Here is a 23,141-nt window from a genome sequence, read left to right as displayed (position 1 = left end):
TCATGACTCAGCACAATCCCCATACCGTGCCGGTGGACCCGGGCGTGTTCGTGCCGGTCGGTGTCAGAGCCTGGCAGGACGGCTATGACGAGGGCATCAGCTCGCCACCGGACGTACCGCGCACACCGCTGGTGCGCGATCCCGACTACGCGGAGGCCTGGGCGGAGGGTGCCCTGGCGGGCAATGCCGATGGGCGGGCCGAGGACTGGCGGTGGGCCTACTTCGAGGGAAAGGTTCGCCCTGAGCCCAAAGATGAGGCCGTCGGCCGGTACGGGCCACAGGACAGCGGCGAACCGGAAGGGACCACGTTCTCGTTCGCGCATTCCTGGCCGTGTGTCGGCGAGCGGCCGCTGCTCGTGATGCTGACGCAGATCGCCCCGGGCGAGAGCGGCGGTGACGGTCTCACCGGCCGACTGCTCGCACAGGCCTGCGCGGACAAGGGCGTCCGGCAGCTGTACCTGCCGGTCAATCTGTCCTCCACGCAGCTCACGAAGGAGCAGACCGGCGACGCGATGCGCAACGCGGGCTACTGGCACGGCACCGTGTCCGAGTCCCTGGAGGAGGCCGCACCCGAAGCAATCGCGCAGGTGACGGTCCGTATCCCCAGCTTCGCTGGCCTCGTGCGGTACGCGCCCGCGGCGGAACACAACTTCTTCGACCTGCTGCCGGTGGACGGACTGCTCCCGCCGGAGCGCTAGAGCTGAACCAACACAGACAGCGACCACCACTAGAGGCGCCCGGAGGCGAATCATGGCCACGGCGGAACTCGCTTCTGAACGAGAATCAGACTATCTGTCACAACTCACCATGGCCGCAGCCCGCTACACGAATCGCACCGAACGGCGCGAAGGGAACCAATCCGTTCTCGAGTCACGTGGCGTGCTGTATGCGGACACCCCAGAGCGGGTCGAGAAGCGGCTGGCGCGTCTCGGTGCGGACTGGGCCATGGCACGGGCGATCGAGCGGACGCAGACGGAGCCGGCCAGCAGCGCGGGGAGCACCCTGCAGCTGCCCCCGGAAGCCTTCACCAGTGACGCGCTGGGGCTGGAGCGCCTGATCGGGCGCAACAACCTCACCCCGGTCGCGTTCCTGGAGGAAGGTGTCCAGGTCTCGCGCTCGGTCGGCCGGATCACGATCAGCGGACCCGGAGGCGGACACGGGACCGGCTTCATGGTCTCTCCCTCCCTGTTGCTCACCAACAACCACGTGCTGCGCGGCACGCAGGAGGCGAGCCGCAGCAAGGTCGCCTTCGCGTTCCAGGACGGTGTCGACGGCGGCCCGCTGGTACCGGCGGTATTTCAGCTTGAGCCCCTGCGGTTCTTCGTCACCGACCGAGCACTGGATTACAGCCTCGTCGCAGTGGCTCCGCGTGGCGCGCAGGGAGAGGACTTGTCGTTGTTCGGCCGGCTGATGCTCAGCGAGGCGCAAGGAAAGGTCCTGATCGGAGAGTTCGTCAACATCATCCAGCATCCCAGGGGCGAGCCGAAGCAGATCGCGCTGCGCGAGAACCAGATCGTCGACGTTCTGGAGCGGTTCCTGCACTACGAGTGCGACACCCGTGAGGGTTCTTCGGGTTCTCCGGTCTTCAACGACCAATGGGAAGTCGTCGCGCTGCATCACTCGGCCGTTCCGAAGACCGATGCAGAGGGCCGGCCCCTGAGCGTCGACGGCGGGCTGTGGCGGCCCGAGATGGGCGAACAGCAATTGGCCTGGCTGGCCAACGAGGGGGTACGCATCAGCCGCGTGCTGGGTGCCCTGCACGAGGTACCCCTGACCGGAGAGACTGCACGGCTGCGGGACGAGGTGTTCACCGCCGGGCTCACCTCGCCTCCCGGGCCGAGCGCCCCGCCGTTGACCGCCCTCAACGGCGAGTCCACCATGCGGGGTACCAACGGCTCCATGCCAGGTACCAACGGCTCCCAAGGCCGGACAATCACTCAGGCGGCCGACAGCACAACCCACTTCCTTCTCCCCCTGCGGATCAGCATCGGCTTCGATGCCCCGTCGTCCTCGTCAGCCGCGGTCCTGGCCCCGCCGCCCGCTCTTGCACCGATGCCACCGACCGCACCACGGCCGCCGGCCGGGCGGCCGGACGTCGTATCAGCGGTGGAGAAGGATGTCGACGCGGCCCTGATCAACCATCAGGTCGAACGGGAGCGTCCCTACTACGACCGTGTCGCGGACGCGGCCGCGCGCGAGGCGTACTACGCGCACATCCGCACCGGCGACGGCGACGGCGACGCGCTGCGCCGCGCGCTGACGAAGCTGCTGACAAACAGCCACGAGCCCCAGCCCAAGTACAAGCCTATGAGGCTGGTCTATCCATGGGTCGACCTGCACAAGGACGGACGGCTGCGCAGCATCTACTCGGGCAAGGACTTCTCCGCCGAGGAGCTCATACGGGCCGATGCGGCCGTGGCGCAGGCTCGGCTGGCTCGCGTGCAGGAGCTCCTGCTGCTGGAGAGCACGGCAGGACCGGCCGAGTTCGAGGCGGAGTTCGACGCGCTCGAGGCGTCGATGCCGTTCAACTGCGAGCATGTGGTTCCGCAGTCGTGGTTCGAAAAGAAGGAGCCCATGCGCGGCGACCTGCACCATCTGTTCGCGTGCGAGGTCGGCTGCAACAGCTTCCGCGGTAACTTCCCGTACTTCGACTTCCCCGACTTCGAGGAAGCGGTCCGGGAGGCGTGCGGGATGCGCGAGAGCGTGGGCTTCGAGCCGGAGGAGGGCAAGGGCGCGGTCGCCCGTGCCACTCTGTACTTCTTGCTCCGCTATCCGGGCCAGGTCGGCGACGTCGCGCGGGAGTTCCCCGAGGACCGACTGCCCGTCCTGCTGCAGTGGCACGCGAGCGAGACGGTGACCGAGTACGAACTGCACCGCAACGCGGCCATAGCGGAGATCCAGGGCAACCGGAATCCGCTGATAGACCATCCTGAATGGGCCCGCGAGATCGACTTCTCCGGTGTCTGGCCCTAAGAGGACGACTCAGTTCGAGGGCGAGCCAGAGGCAGAAGCGGAAGCGGCAAGGTGTTCCAGGGGGTTGCGTCGGCAAGGAGCGGCATTGGGCGCATCGGCTCAGCGGGCCATCCAGCAGTCCATCTCCTGCGCCCGTGTGTCGAGCGCGGTGACGACGGTGGTTGACGCGGTCCGGGGATTGCCGGGGAGCTGCACGTCGCGTTGGACGCCACCATCCACATGGCCGGACCCCGCTTCGGGCATCTCCACCTCGATGCCCGCGCGCCGTGCGAGCGCGACCGCCGTCGCCACGAACCCCTCGGAGAGAGCGAGGATCACGGAGTGCCCCGCACGGCTGTGCCAGGCGACCAGGCCGCGTACGAACTCCGCGTACACGACCGGATCGACCTCGAGTGTGTCCGGGTCGCCCCAATACTTGCCCTGGCCGATTCCCGAGGGCAGCCTGAGTTCCGCCTCGAAGACCTCGACCTGCCGTAGAAAGAGGCGGCCGGCACCGTTCGACGGGTTCCACAGCGTCTCGTCACCGATGTCGAAGTACATACTCATCGCCGATCCCCCTGCTCAGCCGCCCCGGCACAGGGTAGAAGATCAGGCGGGTGGTGGGCACCTGAGTAGACGGTGTCTTGGAGGGCCAGGGCCCGTTGCCCTGGCGTGCGCATAGTTGAGCAGTTGGTGCCAGACGGACTCTGGGAGATCTTCCAGGACGTGGCACCAGAGCCGCCCGTGCGCGCCCAGGGCGGCGGTCGGCGGGGGTGTGACGACTGCGCGGTCCTGGCAGCGGTCACCATCGTGGCCACGTAAGGCTGCACCTGACGGCAGCTACCGTGGGTCTTCGGCGCCTCCTGGCAAGCGGTCCACAGGCTCTGATCCCGCCGACCGCAAATCACCAGGCCTCCAGCGATCCAGCTCGCCGGAGCTACATGAGCGCCGCCCTCGGCGACGGCGGCGAACTCGGGTGCGCCTTCGGCCCCGGGGAAGATCGCACGGATCCCCGTCCCGGGGGCTGGGCAAAGCAGGGCACCGGCCGCCGATTCTGCCGAGCACGTGGCTCCAGCCGCCCAGCGCTCCGATCGCAACGCCCACCACCCCTGCCAGGCCTGGAGGTGCCCCGCCGGGCGGCCGCGCGCGCAGGCACTGCTGACGCACGTGTGCTTCGTTGGCATAGGGCCGCCTATTGCGAGATTGGATCGACTGTCAGACCTGCCTGGGATGCTCCGAGCATGGAGATGACAGTGCAGCTGACGATCGACTGCTCCGATCCACAGAGAATGGTGACTTTCTGGGCCGAGGCCCTGGACTACGTGCCTGAGCCTCCGCCGGGCGGGCACGCCACGTGGCGTGCTTACTGGGCGGCGGTGGGGGTGCCCGAGGCAGAGTTGCCGGCCGGTGCCGGGGACATTCCGGAGTCGATTATCGATCCCGCTGGACGTGGACCGAGGGTGTGGTTCCAGCAGGTTCCGGAGCCGAAGGTCGCCAAGAACCGGTGGCACTTCGACCTGAAGGTCGGTGGGGGCCGTGACGTCCCACTGAACGTCCGCTCACAGCGGGTCAAGGCTGCGGTGGAACGGCTGGTCAAAGCAGGTGCCACCGTGCTGCGGATCAAGGATGAGCCGGACATGGGGCTCTACGCCGCCGCCATGCAGGACCCCGAGGGCAACGAATTCGACGTCGTCTGAAGGCCGTTGCGACGGTGCTGGCTACAGCCACTCGCTCACGGCTGCGACCAGCACCGTCGCCTCGTAGCGTACGGAGGGCTTGTCGTACCTCGTGGCCACTGCCCTGTGCCTCTTAAGCCGGTTGATCCCCCACTCGCCCGCTTGGCGCTCGCTGTAATCCACCGGTGCGGCGAGGGTTCAGTTTTGCGCTGCTGTAGTCCCCCGGACGATAAGGCGAGGCGCGATGACCTGCTCCCTCACCGGGGTCCCGTCACCCTCCAGACGTGCGACGGCCTGGCCGACGGCGAGTTGCGCGAGGCGCGGGATGTCCTGGCCGACGGTGGTGAGGTCGATGTGGGCCAGCCGGGCCAGGTGGCTGTCGTCGAAGCCGACAACGGAGACATCGCCGGGCACCGTGACGCCGGAGCGAAGGAACACGTCGAGAACGCCGGTCGCACAGCGGTCGTTGAAGGCGAGTACGGCGGTAGGGCGCGGACAGGCAGCCGCCAGGGTCCGGGCAGCCGCGGCACCTTCCTCCTCGGTCAGCCCGCCGGGCAGAACGCGGATGTGGTCGCCCAGGCCATGATGATCCATCGCGGTGCGGTAGCCACGGCGCCGGTCTGCCGCGCCCGGTGCCCGGCCGCCGTCGATATGGGCGATGTCTCGATGGCCCAGGGCGACGAGATGATCCACCGCCTGCCGGGCCCCCTCGTCGTCAGCGGTCCGTACGACCTCCACCCCCTGGATCGACGGCCTCAGCCGACGAGCCACAGAAACGACCGGCAGCTGCCGGGCGAGCTCCGCCAGCCGCGCGGCCGGCGCCTGCGGGCCGAGCAGGATCAGCGCCTCGCAGCGATCGGCGAGCAGTGTCTCCACCGCACGCTGCTCGCCGCGCCCGGCGGCCACGGCGCTCAGCGCGATCTGGTACCCGGCCGGTTCGGCCGCCGCATAGATGCCCTCCACCAGGTCGGAATGGAACGGGTGCTGGAGACCGAACTGCACCCCGAGCAGCCGGGAACGCTGGCTGCGCAGTAGCCGGGCCCGGGCGTCCTGACGGTGGCCGATGTCCCGGGCGGCCTGGAGGACCCGCTCGCGGGTGGCCTCACTGGCGCACTTGGCATCGCGCATCACGATGGAGACCAAGCCCCGCCCGGAATCGGGCGGGCCTTCGTCGTGCGGTGGGCTGCTCCCCGCTGCACCGTACACACCTTCCCTCAGCTCACCGGCCCCCCCGCCTCACCGCCCCACCGGCGCGCGCACGGCGCAGCGGGCATCGACACCACCACCGTGTCCCTGACGTAACGCCCAGGAAGTAGTGGACGAGGGTGTGGCAGTGCGGCTGATGCCGAGGAAACGGCAGGCGCCTGTCCCTAGGATGCTGTCACTCGACATGGGGTGGCCGATGCACGAAGTGATCCACGGCAACATCCCACACCGAGCCGGACGCGCAATTCCCGCTCGCGACACGGCACTCAGGGACGCTCCACCTCATTGTGCTGGCTGGTGTGAGAAACGATCTCGCAGCTGAGCCGTAAGCTGCCTGTCGTGGCGCGATTCGATCAGGTCTTGGCGACGTTCTGGGCTGTCGGTGATTACGGCGTCCAGCTGCCTCTTACGGACGAGACGGTGCGAGAAGCCGAGCGTGTGCTCGGGGTGAAGCTGCCCTCGCCTCTGCTCGACCTTCTGCGGGTTCAGAACGGCGGCGTCGTGGCTGCTGATTACGATGCGTTTCCGACCGGCCGACCGACCTCGTCGAGCCAGGACCACGTTCCCTTCGATGCCCTGATGGGCATCGGGGGACTCCAACAGATGACGTCGTTGCTGGACACGCCTTACTTGGTCAAAGAGTGGGGGCTGCCATCGCCGATCGTGCTTCTCTCCGGCGACGGGCACTGCTGGATCGGTCTTGACTACCGACGTTGCGGCCCGGAGGGCGACCCAGCGGTCACCTGGTTCGACGTCGAACTCGACACCGAACTCACATTGGCCAGTGACTTCAGGACGTTCGTCGAGAAACTCACTGCAGCCAGCGGCTTCGATCTCGACCATGGCGACTCCACGTCGAAGTGACGCAGGTCCTTTCTGGACCAAGGATTCGTCCAAGAACTGCTAACGGAATGACTCCCAAGATCTCGTTGAGGCTCGTACGGCGGCGTAGCGGCTGCGTGCGAGGATGCTGCTGTGCTGGATGAGATCGACATGGTGGAGTGGGACTCCGTTCCGGGTCATCCCGACTGGTATGAACCGGATCGGGCCGCCCAGGGTCTACGAACCCTGGCCGAGGCAGCGAACCTGGTACAGGCGGCGGAGGCGGGCTCGCAGCTCGGCGGCGGTGGGATCGTTCATGGCCACAGTGGCGCGGTGTTCCCAGCGGCTGCGGTTGCGACCCCGCTGCTACTGGACATCGCCCAGCAGGGTCACCCGGCGGCACAGGACACCGCGATGGGGCTGCTAGATGAGGCTCTGTCGTGCTACCCGCATGCCGGTTACACACGAGTGACGGCTCCTGACGGCACCGCGGCTCCCATCTGCTGTGCCATCGCCCACCATCTGCGGGATCGCACCGATTTCCTTGTCGGGCGGGGCAAGAGGGGCAAGTCATTGCTGGGTGACGCGACCGCGCACTGGCGCTTCGAGATACGCGAATGCATCGCCGACGGCAGCGACACGGCAGCCTTCGGCATCTTGGCCGGCTGTCTCCCCGACGGCGTGCACGCGGCGGAAATGCATCACGCCGGAGCCATCACCATCCTGAGCGAACTCACCCTCGAATGCCCGCCCGCGGAGGACTCCCGCGAAGCATGCCTGCGGGCGATCGCCCGGCCTCCGAGCCAACTGCCGCCAGGTACCGTGCTGTTTCCGGCGGAATGCGGAGATCGCGTGCACTGACTGGCTCCAGTGCTTCAAGGACCCTCTGGTGCAGGGACCGGCTGCGGTCGTGACGCGGCCGGACGGCTCCAGTAGAGCAGGGCACATCCGAGGGTGAGGAACGCTTCGGTGCGGCTCGATCTCCCCGGGTGGGCGACCTCCCCAGTCGGCGCCAGCGCATAGCGCAGACCCCCGTTCTTCCGCAGGAGAATGTACGGAAGGCAGGCCGCATCCTCGCGAAGGGTCCCGGTGCCAGTCCATGACGTCGTACGAGCCGAGATCGTGGATGACCGAGCCCGCAACTATCGCGGGGAGGCAGAAGGATTACGTCCCTGAGGGATGCCACGTGGACGGCAGACTCAACCCGGCCGGCAGAGTCGACCCGTCCGTCGGGACCAAATTGATCGGCGCGACACCCTCCGCGCCGCGGAAGTCGACGCGCCCACCCGAGAACCTCGCTCCGCTGACCATGCCGCCGAATATGACCCGGGCGACGGCAAACTGCGCGGCGCGGAAGTCGACCAGGCCCCCGGAGAAGACCGCGTCGCTGAAGTTGACCATGCCTCCGAGGAAGCGCGCGCGGCAGAAGCTGACCGTGCTGCCGGAGAACGACGCGCCGAACTCGACGGTGGCGTCGTCGGAGAAGCGTGAGCCATTGAAGTCGACCGTGCCGCCTGAGAAGTCCACCCTGTCGAAGAAGAACTGGCCGCCGGAGAACCACGCGCCATCGAAGCTGACCGTACTGCCGGAGATCTCCGATCCACTGAAAACCATCGCGCTACCGGAGAACTGCGTACCACCGGCGAGGCGACTGCCGCTGAAGTGAACCGTGCCTCTGGAGAACCGCGCGTCACGAAAGGAGACAGTGCCTGCGGAGAAGTCCGAGCCACTGAAGTCGACGGTGCCGCCGCTGAAGTCCACCCTGCTGAAGTCGACCGTACTACCGGAGAACCGAGCGCCCCGGAAGTCGACCATGCTTCCGCAGAAAACGGAGTCGCTGAAGTCGACCATCCCGCCCACGAAGTGCACTTTCGAGAGATCGCCACCGTCGAACGTGACAGCTGTGAGGTCGAAGTCGTGCCCCCGCCAGGAGTGCGGGTGCTCCTCCTCAAGCCGCAGATGGTCGCGGATGAGGCGGATGATCGTGTGCCGCACCTCCCGCAGGGCCACGTACGCGTGCCGGGCCTGTGCATTGTCCGCCGGCAGATCTGCCTCGACGGTGTACGGCAGGCGAAGGTAGGCGCACATCACGTCAATGCAGGTCTGGCGCAGGCGACGGGTGGGAGCGTCGTCGGCGAGGCCGGCCAGAGCGTGCACCCCGCCGAGGCGCACGGCAGCGGACTCCTCGCCGAGCTGGGCGACAGCAGTGGTGAAGCGCTCGGTGTGCAAGCGGGTCGCCTCCCGCAGGGCACCGTCCTCGTCGACGCGCTGGCGCCGGTACGCCACCACCAGAGCCACCAAGGCACCGGCGCCGGCGACCACGCCGAACGACAGCTTCACCAGATCGAACAGCGTCTGGGACTCAATGCGGGGCTCGGCCTTGAGCCCTCGGGCACCAAGAAGTGCCCACCCGGTGTAGAACACCGTGACCGCCACGAGGACCGCGGCGGTGAAGGTCAGGGCGAGGGCCGTGCCGACCGGCCAGAGTCGCAGACCGCGCCGCTCGGCCCGGCGCCGGGGCAGGTGTGTGTTCACATTCCCAAAAGACAGCCCAAACCCGCCCCTGGTTGCGGCCGCCGCCGGGCCTCTGAGGAAGTCCCCGGACAGGTGAGCACACTTCCCCTGCGTTCCCACTCAACGGGGCCGACCCCGCCGCACCCTCGCCCGGCCCACCACCCGTCGTCCATCCAACGGCCCGTCCGCCACGGCCGGCCCGGTGATAGTCATGTGTACGCCTCGATGGTGTGCTCGCAGGCACAGCGCAGCGCCGCGCACTACGACGTCCGAGCCCGTGCGACGGGCCGTTCCCCCTCTTCGACTGCGTCCTTGATGGCAGGGGGTCACAGCGACCTCAGTGCCGCGTCCGTGCCGTCTCGAGCCCCGAAAACACCATCTGATCAAGCCCGTTGACATCCTTCACGCATCGTCAACAGCACTTCATCACTCCGACTTGCCGTCAAAAGCCGGACAGGGCTGGCAAATTGACATGCCTTCACGTATTTCGGCGCGAACGTTGTCGGAAACGATTTGGCAGCAAATGAGCCGTCAGGGTGTTTACTTGTCTCAGGCGACAGCGGGGAGGGACAGTGCCTACACCCGGACTGGAACTAGTGGCCGGAGCGACGGTCGGCTACCTCGTCAGGAACGTTCGGAGAGTGGGAACCCCTCCCGATGCCGAGGTCGACCGGGTCCTGAACGAGAGCATGGACGCCCTGCACGAGCTGGTCAGTGGGGTCGTCGGCGACGATCCCGCCGTCACGCGTCTGCTGGAGCAGGCCGTCGACGGCGAGGTGACCGAGCGCACGACGCGGCGGGCGACGGACGCGATCGCCGACGTGGCGGAGGAGAATCCCGGCTTTGCCGCCGAGTTGGCCGCATCCGTCGACCGCCTGCAACGCCACGAGGCCGGCCTGGCGCATCACAGCGGCGTCAGCCTGACGCCTGCCCTCCAGGTCGAAACTGGTGGCGTCGTTGTCGGAGGGAATGTCTCGGAAGGAGTGACGACCGGGCACCACCCTTCACCTCCGGGACCGCACGAGGGCTAAGCGGTTCCGGAGAGACGCCCGCCCAGCCGACGATCGCGGCCGGAACGGCGGCGATCGCCGCCGGAGTCGTTGCCGCGCGCATCGACCATGTGCACCTGGCACCCCCGCCGCCGAACGGACCGGTCACCCGCTCGAGGCCCATCCACGCGCTTCCGTCGCGCAATCAAGCGTTCACCGGGCGGACCGCTCTCCTGGAACGCGTCAGCACCAATATGCGACGCGCAGGAGAAGGCGGTGCCGAGGAACACGGCTGGGTGTCGCTCATCGGGATGGGCGGTATCGGCAAGACGCAACTAGCCCTCGAATACGCCCATCGCCACGCCGATGACTACGGCCTGGTGTGGTGGGTGGGCGCCGACCAGCCCGCCGCGGTCATGGCGAGCCTCACCGCCCTGGCCTCCCAGTTGGGGCTCACCGCAGTGCAGCCGTCCCTGTTGATACGGGCCCTCTGGGTGGAACTGGCGGCCAGGAGGGACTGGCTGCTGGTGTACGACAACCTTGACGATCTCGGCGCCATGAACGATCTCCTCCCACCCGACGGAGGGAGGCTGCTCATCACCGGTCGCGATCCCCGCATCGGACGCATCGGCACGCGCATCGACATCACCGAGTTCGAGCGAGACGAGTCGATCACGCTTCTGTCGCGCCGCTGTCCCTCCCTGTCCCCCGAAGACGCCGACAGGGTTGCCGCAGCGGTGGGCGATCTACCCCTCTCGGTGGAGCAAGTCGGTTGCTTCCTGGACGAGACCGGCCTGGAGACCGCCGACTACCTCACGCTCCTCAAATCCCAGCCGACGGCGAGCGGCCTGGACGACCGCACGGTCTCAGCCCACCCCGGCCTGGTGTCCGTGGTCGTCACCAGTCGTGACCGGCTGGTGACGACTGCCGGGCCGGCCGCCGCTGCCCTGCTCGACCGGCTCGCATTTCTCGCCCCGGAGCCGATCCCGCTGGGCTCCGATCCCACTGTCGGGCCACCTCGGTTCGGCGTCCAGCTCGGTGACACGGCGACGGCCGCTCTGGCCGTCCGCAAGATCGTCACCCTCGGGCTGGCCCGACACGCCGACAACGCCCTGCAGATGCACCGCCTCGTTCATACCCTGCTCCGGGCGAGGCTTCCGCTCGCCGAGCACGGGGTGATTCACCACGCCGCCGAGGAGTTGCTCGCCACGATCACTCTGGGCGACCCGGACACACCCGAATCCTGGCCGGAGTACGGGCTGATCGTCCCGCACGTCAGGGAGCTCCTGTCGTCCGCCGCAGCCCTACCCGGAATCCAGCTGGACGCAGAGGCGTTCCGTGCCCTGGTCCTGAAGGTGCAACGGTATCTGTACTTCTCCGGCCAATCCCGGTCCGCGGTCGACATCTGCCGGATCACCCGGGATTCCTGGACGGCCCGGCTCGGCCCCGACCATCCCGACACGCTCCACTCCGGCTACAACCTCGCGTCCAACCTGTTCGAGCTCGGTGAGTACGCACAAGCCCGGGATGTCGACCAGGAAGTCTGGGACCGGCGGCGCCGGGTCCTCGGCAGGGACCACCAGGACACCATCCGTTCCGCGCACCAGCTCGCTGCCGACCTCTGCGACCTGGGGGACTTTGCCGGGGCGCGCGCCCTGGACGAAGAGGGATGGCGGCATCGCCGCCGCTTGCTCGGCGAGAGCCACCCCGACACACTGCAGTCGGCTCACTACCTGGGCTCCGACCTGTACGAGCTCGGCGAGCGCGAGCGGGCCCGCGATATCAACGCAGACGTCTGGAAGCGCCGCCGGCAGGTCCTCGGCGAGGACCATCCCGACACACTGCACTCCGCGCACCATCTCGCCTCGGACCTGTGCGACCTGGGTGAACTGGAGCAAGCCTTGGAGCTGCAGCGGTGGGTGCTGGGGCAGCGGCGGCACCGACTGGGCCAGGACCACCCGGACACCCTGCGTACGGAACACTTCCTCGCCATCACCCTCCACCGGATGGGTGAGCATCCACAAGCGCGGGCACTGAACGAGGACGTCTGGAACCGGCGGCGACGGCTGCACGGCGACGACCACCCCGACACGCTCCGCTCGGCCTACAGCTTCGCGGACGATCTGTGCGCCCTTGAGGACTACACACGCGCCCGCGAACTGCACCGCGACACCTGGATGCGGCGATGCCACGTGCTGGGCGAAAACCACCCGGACACCCAACGCTCGGCCCGGGCCCTTGCCGCTGTGCCGTTACCTCCGTGATCAGCCCACACCGAGCTCGTGCCCGAGACCGGCAATCACCGCCGAGGCATGGACGATGATGTCCGGGTCGCGCAACAGGGCCATGCGAAGATGCCGTCGACCCAGGTGCGGTGACGACCAGTAGAACCTCTCGCCGGACAGGACATGGACGCCTCGCTCGGCGAGCAGCCTGCGGACGCCCTCTCCGTCCAGTCCGCCGGCCGACACCTCCAGCCATGCCAGGCCCAGCTTCTGAGTGTCGTCCGTCCTCAGGAACGAACCAGGGATCCTGCTCTTGAAGAGCGTCCTGTTCTCCGCGACCAGTTCGCGTAGATAGCGGCCACCATCGGCCTCCGCGAGACACACGAACTCTGTGATCAGCCGGACGGTGAAAGGCGAGAGGTGCAGAAGGAAGTCCGAGTGCATTCCTACGACGGCGCTGACCAGCCTCGGCGAGACGCTGAGGAACGGTGCCTTCAACTCGGCCGCGGGCCAGACCTTTCCCGTGTCCTCGATCACAACGCAGTCGATTCCGGAAGCAGCGAGGATCCTGTAGTGGTCGTAGACCTCCTCGTCGGACAGATAGACCCGGAAGCACCCGTCCAGAACGAGCAGCTTCCCCTCGGCCACGCAGTACTCGACGATCCGGGTGAACGCCGCCTCACTCACCACGGTACCGGTCGGATTGTTCGGGCTCACCAGGAAGATCACGTCCGCGGTGAGCGTCTCGAGCAGCGCCTCCAACGCGGCCGTTCCGTCCGTCAGTACGGTCTCCGGAAACGGCTGCAGGGGTACGCGGTGGCGTAGCAGGATGTCGGCGATGTTGTCGAAGCACGGCTCGATCAGGGCCGCGGAAAGCCCCCTGAGGCGCAGCAGATTGGCTACGATCTCGACGGCCATCGAGGCGGAGTATGACATGAGCCCGGTGAAGTAATCCGGGATGTATGACTGCCCCCCGAGCGCGAGGTAGCGGCGTATGTACTCGGCCTCGGCCCGCTGCCCGCCCCTGCGGTCGGACTCGGCGAAGAAGCGCGCCGATTCGCCGATGATCGCAGATTCGGCGGGTGTCCAGGAGCGGAAGGCGTGGCCATCCGACAGGTTGTGCTCGAATGGGAGAGCGTCCACCTCCTCTTGCGTGAGATTGCGCTCGATCACCGTCACCCCTCGTGTGTTCAACCGACCGTCCCTGTCAGGGACCGCTTCTAATCGTCCCTCTTCGCCCTTACCATCCGCAAGCTACAGGTATGTCAACTTAACGGCTGTTCACGGTTGTTGAGTACGGTGCACCTCGTGCGGCTCTTGCCGGTCGGGCCAGGCTCATCAGCGCGTTGTAGATGCACTTACGGGTGACGGCCGTTGGGGAGGCGCCGGCATCGACCAGGTTCTCTAGCAGCGGTCTGGTGGAGCGTCGCTGGGTTCCATGCCCCTTTCTACGCGCTGACTCTGGCCACTCGTTGGCGAACCGGGAGCACCGATCGATGAAGGGCGCGCTAGGCAGGCTCGTGGTCCAGCCTGGGGATTCCCCGACTGGGTCTCGGTGATCGCCTCCGGCGTCGGGCACGGCACGCGGTTGAACTTGAAAGGGATCAGTTTCGTGAGCCATGGTTCGCGAGTTTGGATCGACACTGAAGAGGCAGGTGCGTTATCGGTCTATTCCTGATGCGGGAAAGCCGAAGACGGTAGTTAAGTTACCCGCACGTTTCTCGTGACTTGTTTCGCGATTCCCAGTAGAACTCGTTTCTGTTATATGAGAGAAAGGGGATCTACGTGGACTCCAAACTACCTGCAACACGGGAGGGTAGAGGTCCTTCCCGTCGTCACTTCATTGCTAGAACTGGTTCTATTTTTGGCGCCGTCGCTCTGGGTGCATTCGACCTGCCGGCTGCTGCCGCACTGCCTGAGGAGCCCGGTCTGATCGAGCCCGGTGCACAGGTCAACGCACTCGTGATAGGCACCGGGTACGGAGGGTCAGTCACCGCGCTCCGGCTCGCTCAGGCCGGCGTGGATGTGCACATGGTGGAAATGGGTATGGCTTGGGAGACTCCGGGGACGGACGGCAAGATCTTCGCCAACACCACCACCCCGGACTACCGCTCCTTCTGGCTGCGCACACGGACCAAGCAGCCCCTGAGCAACTTCCTCGGTTTCCCGCTCGACCGGGACGTGCCGCGCCACACGGGCATCCTGGACGCCGAGGAAATGGGCGGCATCGTCGTGTATCAGGGGCGGGGTGTCGGGGGCGGCTCCCTCGTCAACGGCGGCATGGCGGTGACACCCGAGCGGAGCCGCTTCCCCGGAGTGCTCCCGTCGGTCGACGCCGATGAGATGTACGACGTCTACTACCCGCGGGCGAACAGCACTCTCGGCGTCACCACGATCGACCCGGCCTGGTTCGAGACGACCGAGGCCTACCAGTACGCTCGCGTAGGCCGCAAACACGCCCAACGCTCCGGTTTCCGCTTCATGTTCGTCCCCAACGTCTACGACTGGGACTACATGAAGCAGGAGGCTGCGGGGGCGGTGACCAAGTCGGCGCTGGCCGGCGAGATCCTGTACGGCAACAACCACGGCAAGAAGTCGCTGCCGAAGACCTACCTCGCGCAGGCCCGCGCGACCGGCCGCGTCAGCATCTCACCCCTGCACAGGGTCACCGCGGTGACGCCCGCCACGGGCGGCTACTCCGTGACCATGGAGCAACTCGACACGAGCGGAGCCGTCACCGCCACCAAGACCGTACGGGCGCAACGGGTGTTCTTCGCCGCAGGCAGCGTCGGCACCAGCAAGCTGCTGGTTCGCCTGAAGGCGACGGGCGCGCTGCCCGGCCTCAACAATGAGGTCGGCAGAGGTTGGGGCGAGAACGGCAATGTGATGTGCGGCCGGGCCAACCATCTGTGGGACCCGACCGGGGCGCTCCAGTCGTCGATCCCGACTGCGGGCATCGACAACTGGGCCGCTGGAGGCGCGTTCGCGGAGGTGGCGCCGTTGCCGACCGGTATCGAGACCTGGGCGTCGTTCTATCTGTCGATCACGAACAATCCGCACCGGGGTCGGTTCACGTGGAATGCGTCGACGGGGAAGGTGGAACTGGACTGGCAGACGGCATGGAAGCAGCCGTCGATCGCCATGGCGAAAACGATCTTTGACAAGATCAACGCCAAGGAAGGGACCATCTACCGCACCGACCTGTTCGGCGCCTACAAGATCTGGGGCGACCACCTCACGTACCACCCGCTCGGTGGAGCGGTCCTCGACAAGGCCACCGACAACTACGGCCGCCTGCACGGCCATCCGGGTCTGTACGTGATGGACGGTGCGCTGATTCCCGGCAACGTCAGCGTCAATCCCTTCGTCACCATCACTGCGCTGGCCGAGCGCAACATCGAGAAGATCATCGCCGGGGACTTCTGACCGTTGCGACGTGCCATCGGTGCCCCGAGCGGAGCTGTGGGCCGTGGCCGATGTGCCCCGGCCCGCAGTCCTACGCGCGCCTCCTCAGGAACCCTGCGGCGACGGCAGCACACAGACGCTGTCCAGCCCCAGCACATGATTGAGGCGGCCGAACGCCAGCCAGGAGCCGATACTCATGCTCAGCTCCACGATCTCCGCCTGGCTGTAGTGCGCCTTCATCCGGTCCCAGAACTCGTCGTCCAGATCGTGATGGTCAAGTGCGTAGCGCTCCGCGTACTCGGCGGCGAGCCGTGTTCGCACGTCGAAGGAGTCCGTGATCCGCCACTGGGTGACCGCGTCCAGGAACCCCTCCTCGACCTTCTCCCCGTCGCGTTCGGTGCGCCAGTCCAGGCAGAACAGGCATCCGTTGATCTGCGCGATGCGCAGGCGGGCGGCCTCGAACTCGCGCAGGCCTAGGGTCGTGTACTGATAGACGGCCAAGGAGAAGGCGCTGGCTGCATGGCCGATCTCGGGCACCAGGTCGCCCCAGACGTAGGGGATGGGTTCGGCGCCGTCGGGAATGTCGATCTGCATGATCACTTCTTTCCCAGTTTGCCCACCGCCGGGCGCAGCGGGATGTCAAGTGCGTCGTAGAGGCCGGGTTGGGCCTCGGCGAGCCAGTCGATGGCGTTGACGAGGCGGCCGGCCGCTGTCGCGTTGCCGCCGGCGGCTCTGTTGTGTCCCTCGTCCGTGGCTTCGACCGTGACCTCTATGTGGGGGCGCCCTTCGATGATCACGCGGTGTGCGCCCGCTCCACCGTCCGGTGGTGTGGGCCAGTCAGAGGCGCAGCCGGCGTGGATACGGGTGATGTGCTCGATGACGATGCGGGGCTCGCCCTCCACTACGCCCTGTACCTCGAGGCGTACCGCTCCCTGGGTACCGGCCGCGAACTTCCCCATCGTGTCGGTGACGACGGACGCGTCGAGGGGGCGGCGCTCCAAGATTTCTTCGATGCCGTCGAGTTCGACGCCCAGGGCTCGTGCCATCATCCGCAGTTGTCCGCCCCAGATCATCGTCGGGATGCCTTCGGCGAGCATCAGGGGCTCGTAGTCCAGAGGGTGTCCCATGCCGATCAGGTGGCGGACTGCTTCCTCCTGGTCGTATGTCGAGTAGTCGAAGATCTCCTGGCAGCGAATGGCGTCGATGTCAGATCCCAGTCCGCTGATCAGGAGCGGGAGTATGTCGTTGGCCCAGCCGGGGTCCACGCCGGACACGAACAGCGAGCCGCCGCCGGCCTCGACGGCCGCGAGCAGTACGTCACGGATCTCGTCCGGTGCGTTGGTGCAGTCGTACATGCCGTACAGGGATGGTGTGACGACCACGGCGCCGGTGCGGAGCGCGCGCGTGATGTCGTCGATGGCTCCGTCCAGGCGGACGTCACCGGAGGCCGCGTACACGACCGCGCGGGGGCTTTCGGAGAGGATCCCGTCCACATCGTCCGTCGCCGCCACGCCCAAATGCCGGTCGAGTCCGCTGAGTTCGCCCGCGTCCTTGCCGATCTTGGCGGGATTCGACACCAGCACGGCCACCAGGCTGAGCATCGGGTGTGCCGCGACAGCTCGGATGGCTGCGCGGCCGACGTTGCCTGTGCCCCAAACCACCGTGGGAATCATGGGCGGAGGGTAACTATGCGCCCTAAAAGTTCCCATAGCCGTGCAAGAGGAATCGGACTAAGGGGCCGGAGGAGTCCGGCGTTGTCTCCTGGCCCTCGGTGAGGTCCCCACCCTCGACCTGAGCCTGCTCATCCGGTGCTGCTATGTGCCGACAGCGTCGGTGATCTCGTCACTCGGAGGGCCGTGTGAGCATTGCTTGGGCATTCATCTGCTACTGCGGACTCGACGAACTGGACGATGTCCAGGGAGTGTGATCTGGGGCGGGTCCGGCTTGCGGATCGACGTGGTCTTCGGCCTTGGCCCGGCGGTGGTCGCGGGGGCGAGGGCTGAGTGAGGGCTCCGCGGGGGTCTCCGTTGCTGTCCGGCTGTGACGGGCCAGCACGCTGATGGTGGCTGCCAGGAAGACGGTCTGCATGGCTGTCCGGGGGCCGAGCTCGTCGTACCAGGGCACGTCGCCGGTGGCGGCGTGCACGTTGGCGGGGAACATGGCGACCAGCATCGCGCTGAGCACGGCGGCCGAGAGCCGGGTCGTTCGTGACCACAGCAACCCGAGCGCGCAGGCGAATTCGGCGATGCCGGTCAAGGTGACGAGCAGGCCGGGGGCCGGTAGGGCGGGCGGCACCATGGCGACGAGTTCGTCGCGCATACCGACGAAGTGCGCGCCGGCGGTGAGCGTGAACATGGCTGCGAGGCCGCCGCGCATGGCCGTGGTCGGCCGACGGAGTCGTATGGCCCCGAGTGCCCCTGCGAGCAGCAACAGGCCTGTTACGGCGACGAGTGTGACGAGCGGTTCCATGCCGGGTCTTTCTGCCGTGGCGGATGTCGCGGTGGATGTCGTGACGGCCTGTCTTGGGAGTGCGCGGGCGGGGCGGCGGGGTGCTTGCCGCGTCTGCCGGTCAGGCGGTGTCGTCGGCCACGGCCGCGGCCGATCTGCGGACGGTGTCGGGGTCGATGTGCTGGATCTGTACGACGACCCCGTCCGGGTCGGTGACGCGGATGCTGCGGCCGAAGTTCTCCTCGACGAGCTCGTAGGCGTAGCCGTTGTGTTCGAGGCGCTGCGCGACCTGTGCCAGCGGCTCCTTTGTCGTGAAGCCCAGTTCGGTGGTGCCGGGTGACCGGCCCTGCGAGACGGCGGCGGCGTGGATGCCGACGGCGCCGGCGGCGGCGGTCAGTCGGACCCAGACGGCAGCGCCGGGCTCTTGGCGAACGTTGAGCCCCAGGCCGGCGTAGAAGTTGCGAGATGCGTCGACGTCGGCGACGTATCGGATGGGGAGGACGGTCAGCATGGTCTGCCTTTCTGCGGGCGGTTGCCGCCAGCGTCCTGCCGGGTGCTCCGCTGCGCGCTGTAGGGTCGCCGGGTTGGACGTGTTCGGACGTTCGGAGGGGGTCTGGTGGCGCAATCGGTCACACTCGACGCGCTGGACCGTCGTCTGATCCATGCTCTCCAGATCGACGGGCGTGCCTCCTTCAGCCGAATCGCCACCGTGCTCGAAGTCCCTGAGCGCACTGTCGCGCGTCGCTACCAGCGGCTGCGGTCGGCCCTTGTGGTCCGGGTGGTCGGGCTGGTCGACAGTCGGCGGATCGGCATGCTCGACTGGTTCGTCCGCATCGACTGCGCGCCGGACGCCACCGATGCCCTGACCGCCGCGCTCGCGCAGCGGGACGACACCTCGTGGATCGCCCCGCTCGCCGGCGGGACGCGGCTGACGTGCATGGTCCGCACGCCGGGCCCGGGGGCGGAGGGCGGTCGGCCGCTCTTCGACCACTTGCTGCGGACCCCGGGGATTCGAGATGTCGAGGCGGGCTGCGTGCTGCGGCCGGTCGCCGGGGTCGGTGGCTGGGCAGGCCGTACAAGCGCGCTGGAGGCGTCCGAGCAGGCGGCTCTCCTCGGCTCCGCGCCCGAGTCACCGCAGGGCCCGGGCGTCGTTGCCGAGGTGTCCGGCTGGGGTGAGGCGGAGGCGAGGCTGGCGGGTGAACTGGCCCTGGATGGCCGGGCGGACGTCGCGCAGCTGGCCGCTGCCACCGGGTGGTCGGCCTCGACCGTGCGGCGCCGTGTCGCCGGGTTGCGGGCCGCCGGGGTGCTGCATTTCGAGGTGGATGTGAGCCCGTCGCACTTCGGCTTCCCGGTGGAGGCGCTGTTGTGGCTGGAGGTGGCGCCGGCCGCGCTGGGCGAGGTGACCCAGGCGCTGTCACAGCACGCTGCAGTCGCCTTCGCTGCCGTCATGACAGGCCGGGCGTCGGTCTTCGCCATGGTGCAGTGCCGCGACACCGGCGCTCTGTATGACTACCTTGCCGGCGAGTTGGGCGCGCTGGCGGGCATCGGTCGGGCGGAGAGCGCTCTCGTTCAGCGACGTGCCAAGCGGGCGGGGCCGCTGCTGCTGCCGGCGATGGCGGAACGCACTGCACGATTCGCACCTCGGGGGACGGTTCACGGGGCCGGCCGGATCAGATGACGTCTCAGTCGGATTCTCCCCGTGGCGCGGACGCAGCTGCGACTCCTTCAAACTGCGGGCAGGCGCACGTGCCGTAGCTGCACACGCCGGAAGGGGAGGTCCGCTGCGGGGCCTACCCTGGCCAGTGACCGTCGCGGGCGACACTCCCAGGCCGACGTGCGGGGGGCTTCTCCGGCAGCAGATGTCCGTTCGAACTGGCCGAACCCGGTGGAAGAGTGAAAACCGGGCCGGGGCTCGCGTTGTTCGTGGTGGGTGACGGGCCTGGATACCTCTGCCTGTGGGGTCTCACCGGGTGGTTCCCATACACGACGCGGCTTGGCCGCCGCGGCGGGGACATCATCGCCCTCGTCCTCGCCCTCGCCGATGGGCGATTTGTATTGCGGGCTCTTGGGCCGCCGCCCGCGAGCGTGCCGCTCTGCGCAACGCCCCGCCGCTGTAGGGCCCTGACGGAGTACGGACGCGGCATGAGTATCCCAGGCTCTTGCGTTGCTGCAGGTCAGCTGGGGAGGGATGGTTCCATGGCCGGGCGGCGGGTGTGGGAAGTTGCGGCGGCGGCTGTGACCGGTGATGCTCTCGGTGTCGCGCCGACCGGGGCTGAATTGACCATCAGTCGCCGGGAGTTGCGATGTGGCGTGCACGTATCGCGCCGGGCCGGCGGTAACCGGTACCGCCTGTGCAGTCCTGGCGATCATTTCGGGGGGAGAGTCGGCATGGAAACGATCATTGTCCAGCCGTCCGGTCCGGTGCGGCCCAGCGCTGCCGGGGCGGGCGGGCCCGGGTTGCTGTACATGGGGCCGGGTGATGTGGCCGATTTCGGGCGAGGGCTGCCCGGTGGTGGGGACGTCTCGATCGTCTTGTCCGATCCCGGGATCTCCCGGCGGGCGGGGCGGCTGGAGGCGGCTGAGGACTACTGGCGGTTGTCGAACTTCAGCAGTGACTGCGCTTATGTGGTGGAGAACCTCGAGGGTGCAGGTGAGTACATCACCGTTGCGCCGAGAAGGCTTGGGGCGCCGGTGCCTTTCGAGTTCTCCCGGGTTGTGCTGCCTGCCCTGAGCGGGACCGCGGAGTTCAAGGTGTTCGCCCCGCAGCACGCCTTTTTGGACGAGCGGTCCATGCCGGGTGCGGGTGAGCAGACCGTGCTTCCCTACGCGCTCGATGTGACGGCCAAGTATTTCCTGGTGCTGGTGGCTTTGTGCGAGCCGCGGCTGCGTGAGGGGTCGGACGGGGCCCTGCCGGGGGCCGGGGACATTGCGGAGCGGCTGCGTCCGCTGGAGAGCTGCCGTGGTCTGACCCGTTCCGCGGTGAACTACCACATCGACTACCTGGCCTTTGCGAAGCTGCGCCTGGACGTGGGCGAGGAGCCCGGGGCGGACGGCAACGGCCGTACCGGCGCCAAACGTGCCCGGCTGGCCATGCTCGCTCTGCGTTTCGGTCTGGTGCGCGAGGAGCATCTCGCGCTGCTGCCGTCACGTAGGCGAGCTGGAGCGCAGGGGGCTGGGGCGTGACCCGGTCAGGCGCCGGGGACGGCGCGCTGGGGGCATCAGGGGACGGGAGCAGTCCGCTGGGGGCATCAGGGGACGAGCGCGGTCCGCTGGGGGCACCCTGGGCCGGGGAGGACGCGCTGGGTGCGCCGGCGCCGCGGCTGCCGGCGGGATTCCGTATCGACGGCTGGGAGCTGGATGCGGTCATCGGCTCCGGTGGCTGGGGCACCGTGTACGAGGCCCGGTCGGTCGCCGATGGTACGACCGTGGCAGTGAAGGTGCTGCCGACCGGCGGTCTGGCGCCTGGCCAGCGTGCCGCGCTCGGCGAACTGGTGGCGCGTGAGGTGCGGTTCAGCACGGAGGCGAACCATCCGCACCTCGTACGGACCCACGCCGTGTGCACCATCGACGTGCCGGAGCTGCCCGCGCTGGACGGTGCGATCGCGCTCGTGATGGACCGTGCCGAGGCCAGCCTGCGCCAGGTCCTGGACGCCGCCGAGACCGGCCGCCCGGTCCCCGACGCGGTACGCCTGCTGCGGGGTGTTGCTGCCGGGCTTGCCCATATGCACGACGCCGGGTGGGTGCACGGTGACCTCAAACCCGCCAACGTGCTACTCGGCGCCGACGGCAAGGTCTGGCTCGCCGACTTCGGCCTCGCGACCGAACTCGACGGCACCCACGCCCACATGCCGCCGCTCGGCACACTCGATCATCTGCCGCCCGAGTGGTGGTCGCAGCGCACCGGCTCCGACGGGTCGGTGGTCCGGCCGACCGCCGACATCTGGGCCTTCGGTGTGCTGGCCCATCAGGTTCTCACCGGGGGCCTTCACCCGTTCTCCGGCGCCACCGCACGCGCCCGCTCGCTCGCCGCGCAGTCCTACGCCCGCGGCAGCGCGCCGCTGCGTCTGGATGCCGGGCTCGAGGAGGACTGGCGCCGGCTCATCGGGGACTGCCTGGCGCCCGACCACGCAGCCCGCCTCCCTCACACCGCCGCCGGCCTCGCCGCCCGCATCGACGCCCTTCCCGGCGGGCGTCGCCGCAGGCGTCGGCTTCTGCCGGCCGCCGGCGTTGCGCTCGCCGGTGTCGCAGCCGCCACCGCCGTCGCCGTCGCCGGGTTCGCACTGTTCGGCAGCGACAGTGACGAGGATGGCGACCGCGGCGGCGGGCGTGGCACGCCGGCCGTCGTCACCGGTACACCCGTCGTGGCCGCCGGGGAGATCCCGCAGGACTCCGACGTACCCGAAGCGCTGCGGCCGGTCATCGTCAGTGCCGCCCGACGCTGCACCGACGCCGAGGTCACACCCGCACTGCTCGCCGCACTGCTCAAAGCCGAAAGCGGCTTCGACACCAACGCGGCCCGCCCGGCCACCGACGAGCACGGCATCGCCATGTGGACACCCTCGGTGTTCCGGGCCTGGGCCGTGGACGGAGACGGCGACGGGGACAAGGACCACCTGTCACCGCCGGACGCCATCCACACCATGAGCCTGTACGTGTGCTGGCTCGACCAGCGCTTCAAACAGGCCCGACTGCCCGCCGAAGACCTGCCCGCGCTGATCGCCGCCGGCTACCGCACGAGCGATCGCACCGTCATCGAGGAACGGGGCGTTCCTGAACGCGTACGGCCGCACGTGGAGAAAGTGCTGCGCTTCCTCGCCGACTACGAGCGGTGAGGAAACGGCCGCCCTCGCACCGACCCAAGCATCGCGCGGCCACGCCCAACAGCCCCTGGGCGTCCGCCGTGG

General features: G+C 68.1%; 20 protein-coding genes. 12 read left to right on the top strand and 8 right to left on the bottom strand.

All coding sequences use genetic code 11. The annotated features are described in order from the left end of the window. Window positions 1-2 precede the first annotated feature (2 nt). Window positions 3-698: a hypothetical protein gene (locus ACZ7M7_RS32480; protein ID WP_472123098.1), complete on the top strand. Its 696-nt coding sequence runs from the start codon at window positions 3-5 to the stop codon at window positions 696-698. Between the two features lie 181 nt (window positions 699-879). Beyond that, on the top strand, window positions 880-2,973 hold the full coding sequence (locus ACZ7M7_RS32475) for an endonuclease (RefSeq protein ID WP_472123095.1): 2,094 nt from the start codon (window positions 880-882) through the stop codon (window positions 2,971-2,973). A gap of 99 nt (window positions 2,974-3,072) precedes the next feature. Here the strand turns inward: ACZ7M7_RS32475 and ACZ7M7_RS32470 are convergent, their stop codons facing one another. Beyond that, window positions 3,073-3,519: a DUF6086 family protein gene (locus ACZ7M7_RS32470; protein WP_472123092.1), complete on the bottom strand. Its 447-nt coding sequence runs from the start codon at window positions 3,517-3,519 to the stop codon at window positions 3,073-3,075. A gap of 126 nt (window positions 3,520-3,645) precedes the next feature. Between ACZ7M7_RS32470 and ACZ7M7_RS32465 the strand changes: the two genes are divergently transcribed. Continuing rightward, a complete protein-coding gene (locus ACZ7M7_RS32465) occupies window positions 3,646-3,774 on the top strand; it encodes a hypothetical protein (protein WP_472123089.1) in 129 nt (42 codons plus the stop codon). A gap of 419 nt (window positions 3,775-4,193) precedes the next feature. Beyond that, window positions 4,194-4,649, top strand: a complete 456-nt coding sequence (locus ACZ7M7_RS32460; protein ID WP_472123086.1) for a VOC family protein — start codon at window positions 4,194-4,196, stop codon at window positions 4,647-4,649. Between the two features lie 177 nt (window positions 4,650-4,826). Here the strand turns inward: ACZ7M7_RS32460 and ACZ7M7_RS32455 are convergent, their stop codons facing one another. Beyond that, complete coding sequence (locus tag ACZ7M7_RS32455; RefSeq protein WP_472123083.1) at window positions 4,827-5,756, bottom strand: LacI family DNA-binding transcriptional regulator; 930 nt, start codon at window positions 5,754-5,756, stop codon at window positions 4,827-4,829. Window positions 5,757-6,173: 417 nt separating this feature from the next. Between ACZ7M7_RS32455 and ACZ7M7_RS32450 the strand changes: the two genes are divergently transcribed. Both ACZ7M7_RS32450 and ACZ7M7_RS32445 read left to right on the top strand, forming a co-directional pair. Continuing rightward, window positions 6,174-6,698: an SMI1/KNR4 family protein gene (locus tag ACZ7M7_RS32450; RefSeq protein ID WP_472123080.1), complete on the top strand. Its 525-nt coding sequence runs from the start codon at window positions 6,174-6,176 to the stop codon at window positions 6,696-6,698. 111 nt (window positions 6,699-6,809) lie between these two features. Further along, window positions 6,810-7,517, top strand: coding sequence for a hypothetical protein (locus tag ACZ7M7_RS32445; protein ID WP_472123076.1), 708 nt, complete (start codon window positions 6,810-6,812; stop codon window positions 7,515-7,517). 303 nt (window positions 7,518-7,820) lie between these two features. Here the strand turns inward: ACZ7M7_RS32445 and ACZ7M7_RS32440 are convergent, their stop codons facing one another. Continuing rightward, window positions 7,821-9,191, bottom strand: coding sequence for a pentapeptide repeat-containing protein (locus ACZ7M7_RS32440; protein WP_472123073.1), 1,371 nt, complete (start codon window positions 9,189-9,191; stop codon window positions 7,821-7,823). Between the two features lie 620 nt (window positions 9,192-9,811). On the opposite strand from ACZ7M7_RS32440, the gene ACZ7M7_RS32435 reads away from it, so the two are divergent. Both ACZ7M7_RS32435 and fxsT read left to right on the top strand, forming a co-directional pair. After that, a complete protein-coding gene (locus tag ACZ7M7_RS32435) occupies window positions 9,812-10,201 on the top strand; it encodes a hypothetical protein (protein WP_472123071.1) in 390 nt (129 codons plus the stop codon). Window positions 10,202-10,290: 89 nt separating this feature from the next. After that, the gene (gene fxsT, locus ACZ7M7_RS32430) at window positions 10,291-12,423 is read left to right on the top strand and encodes an FxSxx-COOH system tetratricopeptide repeat protein (RefSeq protein WP_383625186.1); all 2,133 of its coding nucleotides are present in this window, start codon (window positions 10,291-10,293) and stop codon (window positions 12,421-12,423) included. Here fxsT and ACZ7M7_RS32425 read toward each other — a convergent pair whose 3' ends face one another. Continuing rightward, window positions 12,424-13,557 (bottom strand): aminotransferase class I/II-fold pyridoxal phosphate-dependent enzyme, encoded by a 1,134-nt coding sequence (locus ACZ7M7_RS32425; protein WP_472123068.1) that lies wholly within the window; start codon window positions 13,555-13,557, stop codon window positions 12,424-12,426. Window positions 13,558-14,169: 612 nt separating this feature from the next. Between ACZ7M7_RS32425 and ACZ7M7_RS32420 the strand changes: the two genes are divergently transcribed. Beyond that, entirely contained in the window at window positions 14,170-15,810 is a 1,641-nt protein-coding gene (locus ACZ7M7_RS32420; RefSeq protein WP_472123065.1) for a GMC oxidoreductase, read from the top strand. Window positions 15,811-15,894: 84 nt separating this feature from the next. Here ACZ7M7_RS32420 and ACZ7M7_RS32415 read toward each other — a convergent pair whose 3' ends face one another. The 4 genes from ACZ7M7_RS32415 to ACZ7M7_RS32400 form a co-directional block, all read right to left on the bottom strand. Further along, the gene (locus ACZ7M7_RS32415) at window positions 15,895-16,383 is read right to left on the bottom strand and encodes a carboxymuconolactone decarboxylase family protein (protein WP_383625190.1); all 489 of its coding nucleotides are present in this window, start codon (window positions 16,381-16,383) and stop codon (window positions 15,895-15,897) included. A gap of 2 nt (window positions 16,384-16,385) precedes the next feature. Then, on the bottom strand, window positions 16,386-17,462 hold the full coding sequence (locus tag ACZ7M7_RS32410; RefSeq protein ID WP_472123062.1) for an NAD(P)H-dependent amine dehydrogenase family protein: 1,077 nt from the start codon (window positions 17,460-17,462) through the stop codon (window positions 16,386-16,388). A gap of 211 nt (window positions 17,463-17,673) precedes the next feature. Then, entirely contained in the window at window positions 17,674-18,258 is a 585-nt protein-coding gene (locus ACZ7M7_RS32405) for a DoxX family protein (protein WP_472123059.1), read from the bottom strand. 100 nt (window positions 18,259-18,358) lie between these two features. Further along, window positions 18,359-18,748, bottom strand: coding sequence for a VOC family protein (locus ACZ7M7_RS32400; RefSeq protein WP_472123056.1), 390 nt, complete (start codon window positions 18,746-18,748; stop codon window positions 18,359-18,361). 105 nt (window positions 18,749-18,853) lie between these two features. Here ACZ7M7_RS32400 and ACZ7M7_RS32395 point away from each other — a divergent pair, with 105 nt between their 5' ends. The 3 genes from ACZ7M7_RS32395 (at window position 18,854) to ACZ7M7_RS32385 (ending at window position 23,069) form a co-directional block, all read left to right on the top strand. After that, on the top strand, window positions 18,854-19,915 hold the full coding sequence (locus ACZ7M7_RS32395; RefSeq protein WP_472123053.1) for an Lrp/AsnC family transcriptional regulator: 1,062 nt from the start codon (window positions 18,854-18,856) through the stop codon (window positions 19,913-19,915). Between the two features lie 710 nt (window positions 19,916-20,625). After that, window positions 20,626-21,420: a serine/threonine protein kinase gene (locus ACZ7M7_RS32390; protein ID WP_472123050.1), complete on the top strand. Its 795-nt coding sequence runs from the start codon at window positions 20,626-20,628 to the stop codon at window positions 21,418-21,420. Further along, on the top strand, window positions 21,417-23,069 hold the full coding sequence (locus ACZ7M7_RS32385; protein ID WP_472123047.1) for a serine/threonine-protein kinase: 1,653 nt from the start codon (window positions 21,417-21,419) through the stop codon (window positions 23,067-23,069). Before ACZ7M7_RS32390 ends, ACZ7M7_RS32385 begins: the two co-directional genes overlap by 4 nt. Window positions 23,070-23,141 lie beyond the last annotated feature (72 nt).

It is taken from the genome of Streptomyces sp. NPDC111606, assembly GCF_055656945.1.
This window is presented reverse-complemented; position numbering and strand designations above follow the sequence as displayed.